We start from the raw sequence: 18,107 nt of genomic DNA, 5'->3' as shown, positions 1-18,107 counted from the left end.
TACTAAGCGTACTTAATAAAGGCTTGGCTTAAACGCTGAAAGAGTGAATCTACACTGGGCAGAGGCGTCACATGATCAGACAACAGAGTATGAACGTGCGGGTCTACAACGGTTAGGTTGCTACAAATTTGATTATAAAAATTTACTGGCGCAACACTGCTCTCTAAGTCGACATCTAACAAAACACAGGCTTGTGAAAGTACAATTTGTCCGCCTCCACGTTTAAGCAAAACACGCTGAGCCGTACCCACTATTTTTTGTTTGTTAATATTTAGGTTGTAGTCTCCATCACAATAAGAGCCTGGAGTTGCGTGCACATCTACATCGACACCCAACTCTTTAAAAAACAGCGTTAAAACATCACATAGATGTAGATACGCTTTTTTGATGTCGTATGCTTCATTACTAGGCCAATGATAAATATGTGATAGGTTAATAATCCCCGGCAACTGGGGGACCGGAGCGCCGCCTGTTTTTCTAGAAGAGAGTTGCCAACCTTGCGCCTCAAGTTGTTTTCTAGACTCTAACGTCACTGGCCATTTTTTACCTGAGGGCAAAACAAGCGTTGGCGTTTTGGCTTGCCATAGCATTAAGGCTTGTCCAATCTCCCCAACCTGAATTTTCTGCAATAACTCATCTTCTTTTTCAAACACACGATCAACATCAATGTGTGGGTAACGTACGAGTTTATTCGTTAGCTTCAACGCGCTCTCCTCTACAACTAGTCGTGATTAAAGCACTGTCTCGTAACCAAACCCCATTTTTCGTCTTGATACTGGTCTTCAACGTAGTTGCCTGACGTGTAGTCATTCACCACTTCTCTCCAGAACTTAACAGCATGGTCAGCGCCCAGTACTTGCTTAATCTCCCAACTGCCTTTTAGATGCTCAAACAGCTCGGTAATGAAGCGTTTCCCTACTTTGTTTTTTCGGAAATAAGGCACCACGTAAAAATCACAAATCTCGAATTCGTTTGGCGCTTTAGTCTCAATGGCGGTTAAGGCAGCAGGAACACCGTCTATGTAGAGTAGATACCCCGTCACGCTATCGCCAAGCGTAGGGTATATCTCAAACAAGCCATATTCGTCCGGCTTGTCTCCGATAATCTTTGAAAACTCAGCCGCATAACCCTGATACAAATTGGCGTACACTTGCTGATTACCGCTGTAAACTGTCACGATATTCATATGTAACTCTCTGTTCTACAAACCGTTCTTGATGTCATCTATTATGAATAATAAACAGTCTTATTGTCGTTTGACACTTAATTCCTGTCCAGTTTAATACTGGTGAGGTCGGTAAATTCAGATGGTGTAGTAAACTCAGAAATAACGGCATGTTCCATGACGTCCATATACTTTAGTCCTTGTCAGAAAGTAAAAACCTCAAAACAGGCGCATTATGCTTAAGGAAATAACACGGCTTTGAGGATTAGGCATTGATTTTAAAGGGTGTAAATATGATCAGCGTAGCGCTTGCCACCAATGGTGTATGCGTCTGGAACAATCTCTTTGAGTGAAAAACCACTTTTCAGCAACACTTTTTCAGAGCCGATATTGCCTTCCGTCACAATGGCTTGAAATGATGTAACCCCTTGCGTTGTCTTAGCCCAATTAACGAGAGCCTTTAAAGATTCGGTGCCAAAGCCGAAGCCATGAAACTGCGGTAAGATCAGATAACCAACTTCAGCAACGCCATCGACCATACGAAAACCAGTCACACCGATCTTCTCGTCATTGTCTGTGTTTGTGATAGTAAGACAAAGCCAATGTGCTGAGTCTTTATCCCACGCAGGCAGCCGTGATTCGAAAGCATCTTTAATATCGGCAGGTGATGGTTCGTCAAAGCACAGTCGGATAACCTCTGGCTCACGATTCAGAGACTCGAACAGAGCCCAATCCTCGTTTGTGATTTGTGCCATGTGGAGCCTATCTGTCTGAATGATCATTGTGTACTGTCCTTGTCTCATCACAAATAATAGGCAGAGTAAGCCGCCACTGCTTTACATGCAACCCGCATGACAATTATTTTCTATATATAACAAATAGTTAAATTAGGCATTTCTAACAGAACGTTTGAGATACCTACTTACCAATAAAGCGCATAGGCCTAAACCCATGCGCTTCATACATTAGTGACTATTCATCCATTTTGTTCTTCTAAAATGCTTCTTCGAGTTCCTGTTCACTCTTTTTTTCTAGCTGAGTCTCGTGGGGTTCCACCTCTTTCAAGCGGGCGGTGAAGTGTCTTAGTACAGGTGGTTCATAAACAAAATCGAGCCCTTTTACTTTGCTTGCGTTCTCTTTTACTTTTTCGAACGCTTCAATAATGAAGTCCATATGAGTTTGTGTATAAGTCGCACGTGGAATGGTTAAACGTAATAACTCAGCAGGACATGGATGTTGTTCGCCTGTTGCGGGATCACGGCCTTGCAGCAATGAACCAATCTCAACGGCTCGAATTCCTGCCACTTTGTACAACTCACACGCTAAGGCATGTGCGGGGAACTGACCCGCAGGAATGTGTGGAAGCAATTTTCCCGCATCAACAAACGCAGCATGACCGCCCGCTTGTTGACACACAACGCCAATCGCTTCTAAACCATCAACCAAGTATTGAACTTGACCTATGCGATACTCTAACCAATCTTGACGCATGCCGTCGTATAATCCAACCGCAAGACGTTCCATTGCGCCGCCCTCTAAGCCACCATAGGTTGGGAACCCTTCTTGTACGACACACAAGGTTCGACACTCTGTGTACACATCCATGAAAGAGTCGTCTTTAAAGCACAACAAACCACCCATTTGTACCATCGCGTCTTTCTTAGCAGACATCGCTAAACCATCTGCATATTTATAGGATTCACGGGTGATTTGTTCGATAGTCCAATCTTGATAACCCTCTTCACGTTGCTGAATAAAATAAGCATTTTCCGCGTAACGTGCCGAGTCCATGATTACTGGGATGTCGTACTTCTGAGCGATTTGATACACCGCTTTCAGGTTAGTAATCGAAACAGGTTGGCCACCAGCAGAGTTACAAGTAATGGTACTCACAATGTAAGGAACATTGGCAGCCCCCGCTTCCAAGATCGCTTGTTCAAGCTTTTCGATATCAAAGTTACCTTTAAAGTCAGCGTTCACTGAGGTGTCAAACGCTTCTTTGGTGTAGACGTTTTTCGCTACGCAACAATTCACTTGCGTATGACCTTGCGTTGTATCGAAGAAGTAGTTCGACAAAGCGACCATTTTGCTTCGATCTAAGCCCTTTTCCATCTCGCGCTTTTTAATCAGTACCGGAATATAAATCTGCTCTGCACCACGCCCTTGGTGAGTAGGAATGGTCAGTTCATAGCCGAAGATATCTTTCACCGCATTGGACAATGCATAGTAACTGCGACTGCCACTGTATGCTTCATCGCCCATTAACATCGCCGCTTGCATTCGTTGAGTAATTGAACCTGTACCGCTGTCTGTCAGCAAGTCAATGAACACATCATCACTATCGAGTAGAAATGGGTTCATACCTGCTTCTACAATGGCTTGCTCTCGGTATGCATAGGTGGTTCTTTTTACTGGCTCTACAACACGGATACGAAACGGTTCTGGTAGATGTTTGAAGTTTTTCATAATAGTACCTTTCAACAAACTCAGTATTTCATTCTTAAATAAAGTACTTATAAAAATGTTTGAGCTTATTATTTTAGATGTCACAAATCGTCGCCATTAATATTTATCGAACTACTACATTCGTAATACTTTCGACAGAAATTAATAGATAGAAATATTTTCAATCAATAACGTATTGACTATGTTCTAGTTAATGATGTTCTACAGATAAATAACAGCATGCATAAAACACAATTATTTAACGCATAAGATACGATATTTATTCATGGCAAAATTAACAGAATTTGAAAAGCCCAAAGGCTCCACTGGCGTGCAACGCCCAGAGGGGTGACTACTCTGAAGAAAGGTGGAAAGAGAGTTGGTGATCCAAGTTATACCAAGCTAACAGGGTTAGCCATGATGTTGATTGCCATTTCAGATACAAGTTCACAAGATATCCCTACGTTGAAATCAAAGTGATCCGAAATTTAAATATAGTGCAGTTATCTTATAAATAAAGACAAATAAATCATAAATGTGATCGATATTTACATTGGGTAATCTTAAAGGAATCGCCTTATATAATATTCATTATCGTGTCGACCTCGCGCACTATTATACTAGTCCATTAATTTTAAATTATAAATAAGTATAACTATCAGACACTATTGAAATAACAAGTAACCTCAAAACGATATTGCGAGTTAAGTGCTATCTCTTTCGATTATTTTTTCTTAATCACTTGTTTTATCGCCATCTCAGCCAGTTTAGGCGAGGCAGCTTTCAAAGCACTCGGGGCTGCCTTCTTACCTGCTTTCATGGCTTTATTTAACTGGCCTTTTACAGAAGTTCCTCTGTTAATCGCTTCGAGGCGCTGACGATTTCTTTGCACATTATTCGCGTCTGCAATGCGTTCTATCAGCGTCTGTTTCAGAGCTTCTAAGCCAAACTGCACCTTTTCAGGTGCAATAGCCAGAGGTAAAACAACATCTGATTTCAAAAGTATTCGATTGTATTCGAGCGCTTGAGCAATGATCTTAGCTTTTACCGAAGTCGGATTACTAAAATCATAAGGTGGCTGCCACTCCTCCGCCGGCTTTAGTCGGTCGACTTGATTAACAATGGTGATCACGACTGGCTGCTTGCGTGAGATATTCTTAGGATCATCATAAAACGCATCAAACTTGTCTTTGAGTTGCTTATCCAATTCACGAGCCGACTGGTTAGCTTTAAGTACCCACAACACCACATCAGCTTGGGTCATCTCCTTAAGCATCTCTTCTTCGGTTTTCGAAGTTCCGTCCAGCCCTTGAAGGTCAACCACTCTCACGTCGTTGTCATCAACAAATGCGCTATAAACCGTCGAACTGTCCGTTGACGGTAGAACGTCCACTTCCGCGACCATCTCCTCCTTAAGAGCGTTGATAACGGATGATTTACCTGAGCTTGTTTGCCCCACCAGCACAATTCTTACTGGTTCTAGTTCAGGAGCAAAGTGCTTCTCGTCGAGCTCTGAAACATCAGACGCTTTTAACGCTTCGTCTTCGATGCTGAAACGCCCGCTGTACAAGTCGATCGCAACGGCTGCCACTTCATCAAGCAAGGCTTGTTTAGCGGCATACTGCATGTCATCCACCACGCCTTTAGTCATAGATGCTGTCGCTTGCTCACGACCTAAGTCAGAGATGACTTTGAATGGATTCAAATACAGGTTTTTAAGATGATTTCCCCAAATTGCTGCTTTGAAGATCTTCTGACCAAGTTCGCCATATTTATCATAAGCTTCATAACCCGCTTTGATGTAAGAAACCTTAAGGTACTCAATGCCCGGTATATGTTCTTTCACTACCAGTTTGTAACGACGGCTGACTTCCTCAAACAGCTTGAGCCCTTCTGGAATTGAAAAGTCGAGCGACTTTTTATCAAACTTTTTAGCGACAAATTCCAGTACCTGTATACCGGTTTGGTCTAGATTTCCCCACTCAATATCATCGACTAACTGCAGACGAACGTAATGCTTAGAATCATTCCATATCGACATCTCCGCTTGAGACCAATCACTTGAAGCTTTAACCAGTGCATCGTCGATGTTGTGACTCGATGGTTGAGTAATAATTTCTTCTGAGGCTTCATTTGTAGTGAATGTTGACGGAATACTATTAGATGAATTACGCGACGAGCGACTAGAAATGTATAACGGAATGGTGAACAGCAAAGTACTCACGGCAATGGCGATGGACATTTCCAACAGGTAACCATATTTGATTGCCAAGAACAGACCAAAGCCCATCATGATGATGCTCGGGAAAATCGCAGATATCAGAGCAATGCCCCAACGTCCACTCGACAACGCAGCGAGTAATCGAAACAGATTTCTAATTTTCTTCATAACCCGACGCCGCCTTACCCTTTCTCAGGGATTCTTTATAGATTTTTTGCATCTCTTGCTCGGAAACTTCTTCACCTCGGTTTTTATGATAGAAGTAGTAGCATGCAGCTCGCCCCAGGCCATAAGTGGTACCAAAACTCATTGCTGCGGCTGCAACGGCTCCAACGGTTTGCCCATACACTGGAATCAGTTTCACCAATTGTCGAGTGCCAAGTTTTACCCCATATTGCAGTGCAAAACTGCTACCTAAAGTACCGATAAGCTCACTGAACACTCTCTTGTTCCATTCCACCCCGTATTGATTGGCTAAGCTGTGGAGCATTTTAGCTTGAATGGCAGGTACCGACACTAAGCCCACTCCCGGAATCAGATCGCTTGCCGCTGCACTTCCCGAATACCAAAGCACTTCGTTTTCAACTTGGTCAAAGTTCGCTTCTTCTTGGGTAGCATGCTCTTTGTCTTGCACCATCATTCCAATTACCGGAAGAATGTTGGTCAGCTTTTCTAACAAGATACTGTGGTTATAGATATCACCGCCATCCGCCTCGAAGTCAACCGCCACAGATTCAAAACCCTTACCCCAAACCTTTTCGACTTGTTGAGTATTGAATTGAACTTGCCTTGCGCGGTCTGCTTCTAGAGAAGATAGCACCGCCGTATGGACTAGGAGCAAGTGCTTAATTTTCTTTTGCTTTTTGACCTGTTTTAGCGCACCTAGCACAGCAGATTGTTCCGGCTCGTCGGCTTTCATCACCACGACTAACGCATTACCCGCTTGGCCAATCTCTTTCAAATCTTCTGCTGGATCATAATCCGCTTCACCCAAACCTCGGGTATCGAGAAAGCGCATTACGGGTTTGTCTTGAGGAAATGCATAAGACATTGCTGTCATCGTACATGGAGCGAACCCATTGCCGACTTCTACCGAGGAATCACCTGTGACCGCTTGAATAAATGATGATTTTCCTGCGCCCGTTTTTCCCAACAGCCACAAGGTTGGCAAGTGTTTACGTTGATACTCGTGTGCCTGAGTAAGATCTGGATTCTTACTTGGGTTGATGAAATCTTTTATCTGCTCAAACATAGTTAGGCTAATTCTCACTTGGTATTGAGATTGGGAATATCGCGTGACGATTTATACAATCACATCAGCACTCTTACTATATGTTTGTTCGCCAGTGTATTTTTACAATGCTTCGGCGTTTGTTTTATGAACTTGTGTCAATGTTAGACCAGAATTTATACCGCTCTTGGTGTTGTATTGAAATGGCGTTTGAACTCACGACTGAATTGGGATGGGCTTGAATAGCCGACACGACGGGCAGCATCACTAATGCGTACACCTTCAAGTTGAATCAGCTCTTTGGCCTTGTTGAGTCGTACTTTCTTAAGATATTGAAGTGGCGATTCAAAAGTCACACTACGAAAAGCGCTATGGAAAGCAGAGACACTCATGTTCGCTTCTTCCGCCAAAGATTGAACGGTAATGGTTTGGTCATACTCTTGATGCACTTTAGACAAAGCCTTAGCGACACGCGCGTAATGCCCATCATGGTGTGCAAGGTCAAACAGAACACGACCTTCCGAGCCAGTAAGCGCGCGATAGACTATCTCAGTGACGATAGCGTCGCCTAAGATGTTTGCTTCGATGTCACAATGCAGCATTTTCACCAAACGAGTAAAGCTCTCCAACATGGGCTCTTCCATGGGTGTAGACTCTAAACCACTGGCGTTCTGTTTATGCTTATTACAATAGCTTTCAAGAAAGCCATGATCTTCAAGCTTTTTCACCAAGCTATGCAGACGCTGAGAATCAATGTTAATCGACAACCCTAGCAAAGGTTCATCATCGACAGGTAGTGCCTCGCACTCCAACGGCATCGGCACTCCCACAACCAGATAATCGCCTGCGGCATACGTTACTGGCCTGTCTCCGATATAGATGTTCTTTTTGCCCTGCCCCAACATGATTATACCGGACTGGTAGGTAAACGGCTGACGGTGGTTACCGCGACTGCTTCGATACAGCCAAACACCATCAATATCAGTTTCTCTGATTCCTTCTAGATCATCCCAACCTTTATATTCAACGTAAGATTGTAGTAATTGCGCAAGTGTATTCATGAGTGGTGAATTTCCATACTGATTGCTAGAAGTTGAGAAGTAAGAACATCTAGAGAATAACAATATTGTAGGAATAGGCAATTTATTTGGAGGATCTGTGCTTCATACACCGCAACCCGTGTACTAATATGCAAATATAGAAATGATGCAATGAATCAAAATAACAAATTCCGCTTTACACAAGGAAACTATGATGCAATTTACTTACGTTAACCCGACCGTTATTCACTTTGGTAAAGGCCAAATCAATGCTATCAGCCAAGCGGTTGATACTTCTAAAAAAGTATTGGTTATCTACGGTGGGGGTTCCATCAAAAAGAATGGTGTTTACGACCAAGTTGTTGAGTCACTGAAAGATCACTCTTGGATTGAGTTCTCTGGTGTTGAAGCAAACCCAACTAAAGAAACGCTCGACAAAGCCGTTGCTATCGTCAAAGAGCAAAACGTAGAGTTTATTATCGCCGTTGGTGGTGGCTCTGTAATTGATGGCTCTAAATACGTTGCTGCGGCAGCAAAATATGACGGCGACGGCTGGGACATCCTAGCTGGCAAACATAAAGTGACCGAGGCAACACCAATTGGCGCAGTACTGACACTTCCTGCAACTGGCTCTGAATCTAATATGGGCGCAGTAATTACGCGCAAAGAAACTCAAGAGAAGCTGGCTTTCATGAACCCTGCGGTTCAGCCCAAGTTTGCTGTTATGGACCCAGATGTGATGAAGTCTTTACCAGAGCGCCAACTTATCAATGGTCTGGTTGACGCATGGGTACACGTTTGTGAACAGTACATTACTATGCCAACAGAAGCGATGGTTCAAGATGGCTATGCAGAAACGCTATTAAAGAACCTACTTGTTCTTGGCAAACAATACGATGAGCGTGATAACGACTCATGGCGTGCAAATCTGATGTGGACAGCAAACCAAGCATTGAACGGCCTGATCGGTACAGGCGTACCTCAAGACTGGGCAACACACATGATTGGTCACGAATTTACTGCACTTTGGCACGTAGACCATGCTCGCTCACTGGCGATTGTTCAACCTTCACTTCTACGTAACCAAATCGACGTTAAACGTGGCAAGCTAGAACAAATGGGCCGTAACGTGTTTGGCCTTGACTCAAGTGCAGACCTCGCAGAGCGTACAATTGATGCAATTGAAGCGTTCTACCACAGCCTAGATGTCGCTACTCAATTTGATGGCTACGAAACAAGTAAAGAAAACGCAATTGATAACGTTATTGCTCAACTGGAATCTCACGGATACGTGCAGCTAGGCGAAAACCAAGCAATCACTCCAGAAAAGACTCGTGAAATTCTAGAGTCAGCGATTCTATAATCGCTTAATTCTACGCTCATGATTGGTTGATTTAGAAAAACCAGTTTGTTGATAAAAAGCACTACAACGTTTTTTTGATCCAACTGAACCAAATACTGAGTTATTACGTAGATAGAAAAGCAGCTCCCACTTTTGGGCGCTGCTTTTTATTTGTCCAAACGATATAACGAAATTCTCATAAGCTCCTAATATTATGTGCAATCATATTTCTATATTGTTAAGGTAATTCATTCCGTAACTACAGATGTACTGCAATTTGAACGCAACTTCGAAGATGGTTAAGTTTACGTCACTTAACAAATGGTATGGTGATTATCATGCCCTTAAAGACATTGATTTGAGTATCCAACAGGGTGAGATCGTGGTGGTTTGTGGCCCTTCAGGTTCAGGTAAGTCGACCTTGATTCGCTGTATCAACCAATTGGAGCCTTTTGACTCCGGAGAGCTCAGTGTCGTCAACCAAACTCTGCCTTGTAAGTTCAATACACCTGGTCAAGTTGGGATGGTTTTCCAACACTTTCATCTGTTTCCACACCTAACCGTGCTTGAAAACCTGACCTTGTCACCAATTCGTACGCTCAAAATGAAACCTGCCGATGCAGAAGCATTAGCAATGCACTATTTAGAACGCGTTCACATAGCAGAACAAGCACATAAGTACCCTGTTCAACTGTCTGGCGGTCAACAACAACGCGTCGCCATTGCTCGCTCACTATGTATGAAACCAGACTTGCTGCTGTTTGATGAACCGACATCAGCGCTCGACCCTGAAATGATCAACGAAGTGCTCGATGTGATGGTCGAGCTTGCTGAAGAAGGCATAACTATGGTGTGCGTTACCCATGAAATGGGATTCGCCAAGAAAGTGGCTGACCGAGTTATTTTCATGGATGAAGGTGAGATCGTAGAGTCCAACACACCAACAGAACTCTTTGAAAACCCAAAGCATCAACGTACTCAAGCCTTCTTAAACCAGATATTAAGCTATTGATGATCATCCGAATTTTAAAACCAACACTCTCAGCCTTATTGCAAATCCTTGTACTCGTCGCTGCGGTAAGCTGGATTCTAGATTCTGGTGCACAGGCCATGGGCTATCGTTGGCAATGGGAGCGTGTACCAGACTACATTGCATTTTATGAAGATGGTGAGTGGTGGCCAGCAGAGCTTATTGAGGGGCTATTTGTCACCATAAAGATATCGCTCTTGGCTCTAGTCGCAACGTTAGTAATTGGCTTAACGACGGCGCTACTGCGAAATTCGAATTCAATCGTGGGTCGAGCCATTGCAGGTGGTTATGTAGAGCTAATCCGTAACACACCACTGCTCGTGCAGATCTACCTTCTCTACTTTGTATTTGGCCCAGTCATTGGGTTAGATCGCTTTAGCACTGCCGTTCTCGCTCTTGCGCTATTTCAGGGCGCCTATACAGCTGAGATTTTCCGCGCAGGCTTAAACAGTATCGCCAAAGGCCAATTTGAAGCTGCTCAGTCATTAGGTCTCTCTAAAACCTTTACCTTTTGGGATGTGGTTCTGCCACAAGTTATACAAAGAACGTTGCCGCCGCTGACCAATGAAGTGATTTCTTTAATCAAGAACTCTTCTATTGTTAGTGTGATGGCGATTTTCGACCTTACGACAGAGGCACGTAACATTGTCTCTGAAACAGCAATGCCGTTTGAGATTTGGTTCTCTGTAGCGCTTATTTATCTTACATTAACACTTTCACTTTCTGCCATTGCAGCTTGGCTTGAGCATAAGCTCGGAGCTAATTGGCGCACACAATAAGGAAATATCAGCATGAAGCTATTTAAATCAGCCATTACTGCGCTTTTGGCGTTAGCCGTCAGTTTGCCTACGCTTGCTTCTGAAACACCAAACCTCGATAAAATAAACGATCGTGGTTCACTGCGCGTTGGTATGTCGACCTTCGTTCCGTGGGCAATGCGCAATAAGCAAGGCGATCTCGTGGGCTTTGAAATTGATGTCGCTAAGCGTCTTGCCGAAGATTCAGGTTGGAAAGTTGAGTTTGTTCCAACAGCGTGGGATGGCATTATCCCTTCTTTGCTGTCCAAAAAGTTTGATGTGATTATCGGTGGAATGTCGATCACAGAAGCTCGCGCTAAAAGTGTTCTTTTCACCGAACCTTATTCTCACTCTGGTGTTCAGCTCGCTGCGAACAAAGAGTTAGCTAAAGGCTTCTCAGAAATCTCTGATTTTGATTCACGCCGCGTGAAAATTGCCGCTCGTCGCGGAGCATTCACCGTTCAAGTTGCTCGTGAAACTTTCCCGAAAGCAAAAGTTCTACAGTTTGATGACGATGCTCAAGCATTCCAAGAAGTCCTAAATGGTAACGCGCACGCAGTGATCGCTTCTAGTCCTAAGCCAGAGCATGAAAGCATTAAGAACTCCGATACACTATTTATCCCTTTTACTGAGCGTCTTTCAAAAGGTAACGAAGCCTTTGCTGTTCGCCTAGGAGAAACAGACAAAGCAGAATTCTTCAACAAGTGGATTCAAGCGCGTACTGAAGATGGTTGGTTGCAAGAACGTTACGAGTACTGGTTCTCAACTCTAGATTGGCAAGATCAGATAGCTCAAGGTCAGTAATAAATCAGCGGTCAGTTATTTGGCTGGCCGCTTCATAATTCAGTTTCAAAGTGGGTTCTAAGAGCCTACTTTGAAACAAAAATTATCATGTATGAATCTACACATAGGTTATCAGTGACGGACACAAGCCCTCTCATAGCAACCAAACCTAGCCCACAAAGCAAAACTTGGTACCAACGTCTTACTCTTCTCGATGGCGTGCTACTTCTCCTTGCCGGCCTTTTCTGTGGTTGGCTTTACTATCGTTCTTCGGTTGGTATTAACTATCATTGGCGTTGGGAAAATGCGTTTAACCTCATCTTCGTCCCCCCTTCCGAAGGTAGTATTCCGTATTTCTTTCAGGGCTTGATCGCGACCTTGCGTCTCAGTGTATGGAGTATGGTACTGGCACTCTCTGTTGGCATAGTGCTCGGAGTGGCACGTCACTCATCTATTCCTGTATTTCGAACACCAGCACTGCTGTTCATTCAATTGGTACGTAATATTCCACCTTTGGTGTTTGTATTTATCTTCTACTTCTTTATCTCTAATCAGCTCATTCCTTTACTTGGGTTAGAGAGCCTATTACGAAACCACAACGGTGAGATAAACACTCTACAAAGTGTATTGTTCGGCCCATCAAACCTGTGGGAAAACCTCGCTTCGGGTGTTATCTGTATTGGTTTACTCTCTTCGGCCTATATTGCCGAGGTGATTCGCGCAGGTTTAGAAAGCGTTCCAAAAGGGCAATGGGAAGCAGCGGATTCGCTCGGGCTGTCTAGCTTGTCTAAATACCGCTTTGTGATTGGTCCACAAGTGCTCACCGCTATAACTCCACCTTTGGCAGGACAAGCGATTTCTCTCGTCAAAGACACATCGATTGTCTCGCTAATCTCAATTCAAGAGATGACTTTTGTAGGCACAGAGATGGCCAACTCATCTGGACTTATCTTTGAAATATGGCTGATTGTAGGCGCAGTCTATTTTGGACTATGTTTCGCCCTTTCTCGCCTATTTAAATGGGTCGAAACGCGTTCTCGTGTGTATCTCGATCGCTAAAAAAATGGCCCCGAGCTGATTGCCCGAGGCCATTTCGCTACGAAGATAGCTAACGTTTGTTTAGCGCCCAAGCTAATTCTATATCGATACCTATGGAGTAACTCGATATAGAATGAACGTTAGCATTCCTGTATGCATCCTAAATATTAGTTGCTGTGCAAATGCACGTCACTTCGACTCTCAAATGAGCACACGACTAGAATTGGTATGCTGCAGACAGTTTATAGTTACGACCAGGCTCGTAATCGTCTAGCACAAAACCACGAGCTGTACCTGAACGTGAAGCGTGAGAGGTGTATAGCTCATCGAATACATTATCTATACCGAACGTAACCGATAAACCCTCAACGCTATTTGGCACCCATTGCGCATACAAGTTGTGTACGTCATAACCTTCTTTGATTGGCGCACCATCAGCGACGTTAGTTTCATCCTTAACAAGGATCGACGTCCAACCGAAGATTGTCTCCAGAGAGTCCGCTTGATAATCCAACGTCAGCGCTATGCTATCCCCCATATCAATGCTTCGGCCATTCCCTCCTGGTACATAGCCACCTGTCTCTTTGTTGGTTGTATCTGAGCGAGAGTAAGAAAGCTTACTGTTAAACATGTCATAACCGTAAGACACACTTGCCTCGAAACCTTTAATTTCAACGTCGCCTAGATTGTAGATAAGATAGGTTTGCGTCGGTCTTTGATAAGCCTCAGCAATATAGTCATCAATATCGGTTTGAAATACCGTTACATTGGCACCTAAGAAATGATCTTCGATGTATTTGTTAAATCGAACTCCACCCTGCGTATTCAAACCAGTTTCTGCTTTAATGTCTTCAGACAGGTATGCCACATCTTGGTAAGCGATAAAGCTTTCTAGCAGTTCTGGGCCTTTAAACAGTGAACGTGCACTGGCAAATATCGTCCAATCTTGTGTTACGCCCCATTCGGTTGCCAACGCCCATGTCACATCATCAAAATCATCAGTACCCGTTTCTGCTTTACGTTTATAGTCATCGAAACGAAGACCTGCTGTTATAGAGAAGCTATCTGTAAAGTAAAATTGGTCTTCAACAAACAAAGCGGTTGAAATCGCAGACTCATCCATGAACTTGCTACTGCCGTAATAAGCACTTGATGTCTTGTCCATGTCATCAAAACCGTAGGTCGCAGTATTGTCGAAGCTTGCGATGTTAAAGTCAGATTGCAATTTTGCAGTCAAACCAAAGTTCTGGTTTTTGGCTCTGTTTTTCGATAGGCGGTTAGCCGGCCAAGCTGGAGCCATCACAGATTCGTCACGAACGATCTCTGTCATGGTGTTATAAAGTGTTACGTCTGCTTGATGTGTACTGCCACGCATCTCATAGCTCAGTGTGACGGTGTCACGGTCATAATCCGTTGGGATAAGCTTATCGCTCGACAAGCCTTCGTTTGCTCCACCAGACATATCAGGGCGTGGGCTGTAATCACCGCTGTCACGATACATATCATAAGCTAATTCAAAGCGGTGAAGATCACTCGGCTCGTAACCAATTTTGCCAAGAATGTTGTAAACATCACCGGCAGCACCAAAAGTCTTATTACCATCACCATCTTTGAAGTCATCACGAGTGACATAGTTGCCATATACCATCAGATCAATGGTATCTGTTGGCGCGCCATAAACCGTTAGTGAGCCCTGTTGGCTATCATTAGTCGCATAACCACCATAGACGCGAGCGCCAAAGGTCTCGTCGTAACGCAATAAATCCTTTGCATCTTTCGTTTCAAAGTAAACCGCACCACCCAAGCCATTTTGCGTCACCGAGTTGTTACCTACTTGAATGTCAGCAGACTTCAAAATATCTGGATTCAGTGTCAGGTTACCAATGTGGTGGAACATGTTCGCATGCTGTGACGCACCATCTAAACGAATGTCGAGGTCTGTTTCGCTTAAGCCACGAATAGTAATACGCTGGTTAACAGAGTGCGTTCCTCCCACATCTACACCAGGAATATCGCGCAGTAGATCAGACATATGGTCCGCCTGTTTGAGTGACATGTCCTCAGACACCATAGACTCAGAGTTACTCGATACCTTAGTTCCCCACACAACCACTTCTTCAAAGTGTGATGTTGTATCGTCGGCAAAGGCTGGGCTAGCGATAGCCGCGCCAATTGCGAGGCAGAGTGTTGAGCGCTTAATGGTCAAATGGATTGGGCTTTCCATAAATTCTTTTCCTAGATATAAATGATAATAATTCTCATTTATAATATGGGTCGAGTTTATAAATGGACAGACGATTCACTTATGCAAAATCGCATAGGTGTTATGAGGAAAGGTCAAATGGGTGAAGTGGTTTCAAAACGAACTAAAATGGGCAAGGTTACTCTGACCAAAAAGCTAGAGCAGACAGAGAAACAGATTATCGTTACACAAGGCCAACCCACACAGACTTCACTCGCAGAAGGCACTTTTCTTTCTTATCAATACAATGACCAGATATTTGTGCATGGTGGTCGCTGTGTTGAGTTAGTCGATACCAAGATCGTATCAACAGCGCACGCTGCCGTATTGGTCACAATACTCTTAGAGGGTAAGTTATCGTTCGGTTACGATGATCTTGAATTCAGCCTTGATGCATCGGAAAAGCCACAAGGGGTGGTCGTCAATCTGGCAAAGCCTGCAAATTTTCGCCGTGCCATGATAGCTAACAATCATTTAAATAAGATCAATATCTTAGTAAAACCACAATGGCTCGAAGCTCGCATGAACGAAGGATGTACCAGTCGTAATTTCATTAAAACTCACACCGCTAATTACCACCTCAACATCACAGACAAGATACTGGATCTAGCTCAACAACTTACCACCAGCTCAACGCCTGACGACTTTCACCAAAAATTGCACATTGAAGCACTCACCCAGCAACTTTTAGCAAATTCACTTTCTCAGCTCCCTCTATCTTGTTGTCAGGTATGCCAAAATGATCGCAAGAAAATTGCCCTATCGAAAAATGAAAGTCGCATGCAAAACAGGAGTAATGATGAACGTATTGAGGAAATGATCAGTTTTATTGAGGTGCACTTGGACCAAGATCTAAGCCTAGAACTTCTAGCTAAACAGTTTTCTATGAGTGTCTCTAACATTCAAAGACGCTTTAAACAATCGTACAACATGACCATCAACGGCTACATTCGCTTCAGACGCCTTGAAATAGCACGCCAGCACTTAGAACGTGGATTAGTCTCCATCACCGAAGCTGCGTACGAGGCTGGTTATCAACACCCGTCTAATTTTACTAACGCTTTTAAGAAGACCTTTGGGATGCCGCCCCATGATATAGCGCTAAGGGCTTAACAAAAATAGAAACCGGCTTAAATACCGCTCAACTCAATGCGGCACTGACTTGGCCAGCTCTTCTTTAAGCCAATCACTAAATTGCGCTTCATTGCTGGGTAGCTTCCCTTGCTCTGCAAGCAAAACATAATTGAAGCCTGACTTCACAAAACCAAATGGCGCAATCAGATTTCCTCGCTTCAAATCGTCTTCTATTAATGGATAGGATCCAATAGCAGCACCCAATCCATCAACAGCCGCTTGTAAGCAGAAATAAAAGTGTCCCATTGTGTGATTGGTCGATGACGGCTTAAGAGCATTCTTTAATAGATTAAAGCATGGATTAAGTTCTGCCTGTTCATTAACTGACGTTGATTGATCGAAATGTGACAACCAGTTTTTCCAGGCCTCTGGTCGAGTTTCACTATGTAAACATTTTATATCTATACTTGTTTGTAAGATTTCTTCCCAGTATTGCGGAGAAAACACTGGGCCTACCCACTCTTCGACCAGAAACAGCTTTTGATAGTCCGCCCTTGTGTCAAAGTCATCTCGACGAATAGCAAGCGAAAGTCCTGATGTTCCAAGAGTAACAGGACCACCAGCCGTCGACAGACGCACATCGATACCAGAAGCAGCAAAAAATTCTGAGATTCGCGGCATCAACCAACGCATGGTCAATGTTGGCTCACAAGATACTTCGAGAACATTGTTACTCTGCTGACTCAATAAGTTAATTCCAGCTTGGAGTGTTGAAAATGCTTGGTCTGTATAACCTCTAAGCAGTTCACCCTCTGAGGTTAAAGCAACACCGCGCCCCTGCTTATAAAACAATGAGCACGCTAAATGTTCTTCCAGTACTCTGATCTGCTTGCTAACGGCACCGTGAGTAATGTTGAGTTGTTTCGCAGCTTCACTGTAGCTCCCAACGTTGGCTGCGACATTGAATACTTGAAAGGCTTTTAGGTGTCTCATCTGTGAATTTTTCTCACATATAATCAGAATTCTTTTCGATTATAGTCAGCTAAAACCACGCATACAATAGTGGCTCATTCATCATAAGAGTCAATCCAAATGGAACTAATCAGTTTAGCTATCTTAGGTATATTAATCGTCATAAGCCCAGGTGCTGACTTTGTTTTGGTATTAAAGAACAGTATTAATCTTGGTAGAAGAGCAGGAACTCTGACCGCTGTCGGGATCAGCCTAGCGATTGGTGTTCATATTAGCTATTCAATGTTGGGGATCAGTTACTTGGTCTCACAGAATGAAGCGCTTTTTCATGCTATTCGCTATTTAGGTGCGGGATACTTGATCTACCTAGGATTGAAAGGGATCTTTGCCAAAGAACAAACATCGCCAAGCATGGTTAGAAATGAGAAAACGAGGCAGCGTTACATACTGGAAGGATTTTTCTGTAACGTGTTAAACCCAAAAACAATGCTATTTTTCTTAAGTATTTTTAGTCAGTTGATCACCAATAATTCAACCGACAATGCATTCGCAATGGGTTACGGCATCTATATGATGGCCCTGCATATGGCATGGTTCGCGCTTGTCGCTGTTCTGTTTACGTCACCGCTACTGCAGGACTGGTTAAATAAATTCAAACAGCGCTTAAACCAGGTATGTGGAGCCGGTTTAGTATTGTTTGGCTCAGCATTAGCGTTGAAGTCTTAAC

16 protein-coding genes are annotated in these 18,107 nt (G+C 43.6%); 7 read left to right on the top strand and 9 right to left on the bottom strand.

All coding sequences use genetic code 11. From position 1 onward, the window contains the following. Positions 1-2 precede the first annotated feature (2 nt). The 7 genes from OCV50_RS18680 to OCV50_RS18650 form a co-directional block, all read right to left on the bottom strand. Positions 3-704, bottom strand: a complete 702-nt coding sequence (locus tag OCV50_RS18680) for a lipoate--protein ligase family protein (RefSeq protein ID WP_261904221.1) — start codon at positions 702-704, stop codon at positions 3-5. A 17-nt stretch (positions 705-721) separates the two neighbouring features. After that, entirely contained in the window at positions 722-1,186 is a 465-nt protein-coding gene (locus OCV50_RS18675; protein ID WP_261904220.1) for a GNAT family N-acetyltransferase, read from the bottom strand. A gap of 257 nt (positions 1,187-1,443) precedes the next feature. Next, entirely contained in the window at positions 1,444-1,947 is a 504-nt protein-coding gene (locus OCV50_RS18670; RefSeq protein ID WP_261904219.1) for a GNAT family N-acetyltransferase, read from the bottom strand. A 211-nt stretch (positions 1,948-2,158) separates the two neighbouring features. Beyond that, on the bottom strand, positions 2,159-3,631 hold the full coding sequence (gene tnaA, locus OCV50_RS18665; RefSeq protein WP_261904218.1) for a tryptophanase: 1,473 nt from the start codon (positions 3,629-3,631) through the stop codon (positions 2,159-2,161). A gap of 703 nt (positions 3,632-4,334) precedes the next feature. Continuing rightward, entirely contained in the window at positions 4,335-5,999 is a 1,665-nt protein-coding gene (locus tag OCV50_RS18660) for a GTPase family protein (protein ID WP_261904217.1), read from the bottom strand. Beyond that, positions 5,986-7,083, bottom strand: coding sequence for a YcjF family protein (locus OCV50_RS18655; protein ID WP_261904216.1), 1,098 nt, complete (start codon positions 7,081-7,083; stop codon positions 5,986-5,988). The genes OCV50_RS18660 and OCV50_RS18655 overlap by 14 nt, the downstream gene beginning before the upstream one ends. A gap of 155 nt (positions 7,084-7,238) precedes the next feature. After that, complete coding sequence (locus tag OCV50_RS18650) at positions 7,239-8,123, bottom strand: AraC family transcriptional regulator (protein ID WP_261904215.1); 885 nt, start codon at positions 8,121-8,123, stop codon at positions 7,239-7,241. Between the two features lie 193 nt (positions 8,124-8,316). Between OCV50_RS18650 and OCV50_RS18645 the strand changes: the two genes are divergently transcribed. The 5 genes from OCV50_RS18645 (at position 8,317) to OCV50_RS18625 (ending at position 13,113) form a co-directional block, all read left to right on the top strand. Beyond that, positions 8,317-9,465 carry an iron-containing alcohol dehydrogenase gene (locus OCV50_RS18645; protein ID WP_261905232.1) on the top strand — a complete coding sequence of 383 codons (1,149 nt, stop codon included), beginning with the start codon at positions 8,317-8,319 and terminating at the stop codon, positions 9,463-9,465. A 274-nt stretch (positions 9,466-9,739) separates the two neighbouring features. Then, entirely contained in the window at positions 9,740-10,456 is a 717-nt protein-coding gene (locus tag OCV50_RS18640) for an amino acid ABC transporter ATP-binding protein (RefSeq protein ID WP_239839828.1), read from the top strand. Then, positions 10,456-11,253 carry an amino acid ABC transporter permease gene (locus tag OCV50_RS18635; RefSeq protein ID WP_261904214.1) on the top strand — a complete coding sequence of 266 codons (798 nt, stop codon included), beginning with the start codon at positions 10,456-10,458 and terminating at the stop codon, positions 11,251-11,253. Before OCV50_RS18640 ends, OCV50_RS18635 begins: the two co-directional genes overlap by 1 nt. Positions 11,254-11,265: 12 nt before the next feature. Then, positions 11,266-12,075, top strand: coding sequence for a transporter substrate-binding domain-containing protein (locus tag OCV50_RS18630; RefSeq protein ID WP_239839826.1), 810 nt, complete (start codon positions 11,266-11,268; stop codon positions 12,073-12,075). A gap of 114 nt (positions 12,076-12,189) precedes the next feature. After that, positions 12,190-13,113 (top strand): amino acid ABC transporter permease, encoded by a 924-nt coding sequence (locus tag OCV50_RS18625; RefSeq protein ID WP_261904213.1) that lies wholly within the window; start codon positions 12,190-12,192, stop codon positions 13,111-13,113. 196 nt (positions 13,114-13,309) lie between these two features. Here the strand turns inward: OCV50_RS18625 and OCV50_RS18620 are convergent, their stop codons facing one another. Further along, a complete protein-coding gene (locus OCV50_RS18620) occupies positions 13,310-15,316 on the bottom strand; it encodes a TonB-dependent siderophore receptor (protein ID WP_261904212.1) in 2,007 nt (668 codons plus the stop codon). A gap of 21 nt (positions 15,317-15,337) precedes the next feature. Between OCV50_RS18620 and OCV50_RS18615 the strand changes: the two genes are divergently transcribed. Further along, positions 15,338-16,447, top strand: a complete 1,110-nt coding sequence (locus OCV50_RS18615) for an AraC family transcriptional regulator (protein ID WP_261904211.1) — start codon at positions 15,338-15,340, stop codon at positions 16,445-16,447. 33 nt (positions 16,448-16,480) lie between these two features. On the opposite strand, the gene OCV50_RS18610 is transcribed toward OCV50_RS18615, so the two are convergent. Then, positions 16,481-17,401, bottom strand: a complete 921-nt coding sequence (locus tag OCV50_RS18610; RefSeq protein WP_261904210.1) for a LysR family transcriptional regulator — start codon at positions 17,399-17,401, stop codon at positions 16,481-16,483. 99 nt (positions 17,402-17,500) lie between these two features. Here OCV50_RS18610 and OCV50_RS18605 point away from each other — a divergent pair, with 99 nt between their 5' ends. Continuing rightward, positions 17,501-18,106, top strand: coding sequence for a LysE family translocator (locus tag OCV50_RS18605; protein WP_261904209.1), 606 nt, complete (start codon positions 17,501-17,503; stop codon positions 18,104-18,106). Position 18,107: the final 1 nt, after the last annotated feature.

Origin of the sequence: Vibrio fortis (assembly GCF_024347475.1) — a bacterium.
Lineage (GTDB): Bacteria > Pseudomonadota > Gammaproteobacteria > Enterobacterales > Vibrionaceae > Vibrio > Vibrio fortis.
This window is presented reverse-complemented; position numbering and strand designations above follow the sequence as displayed.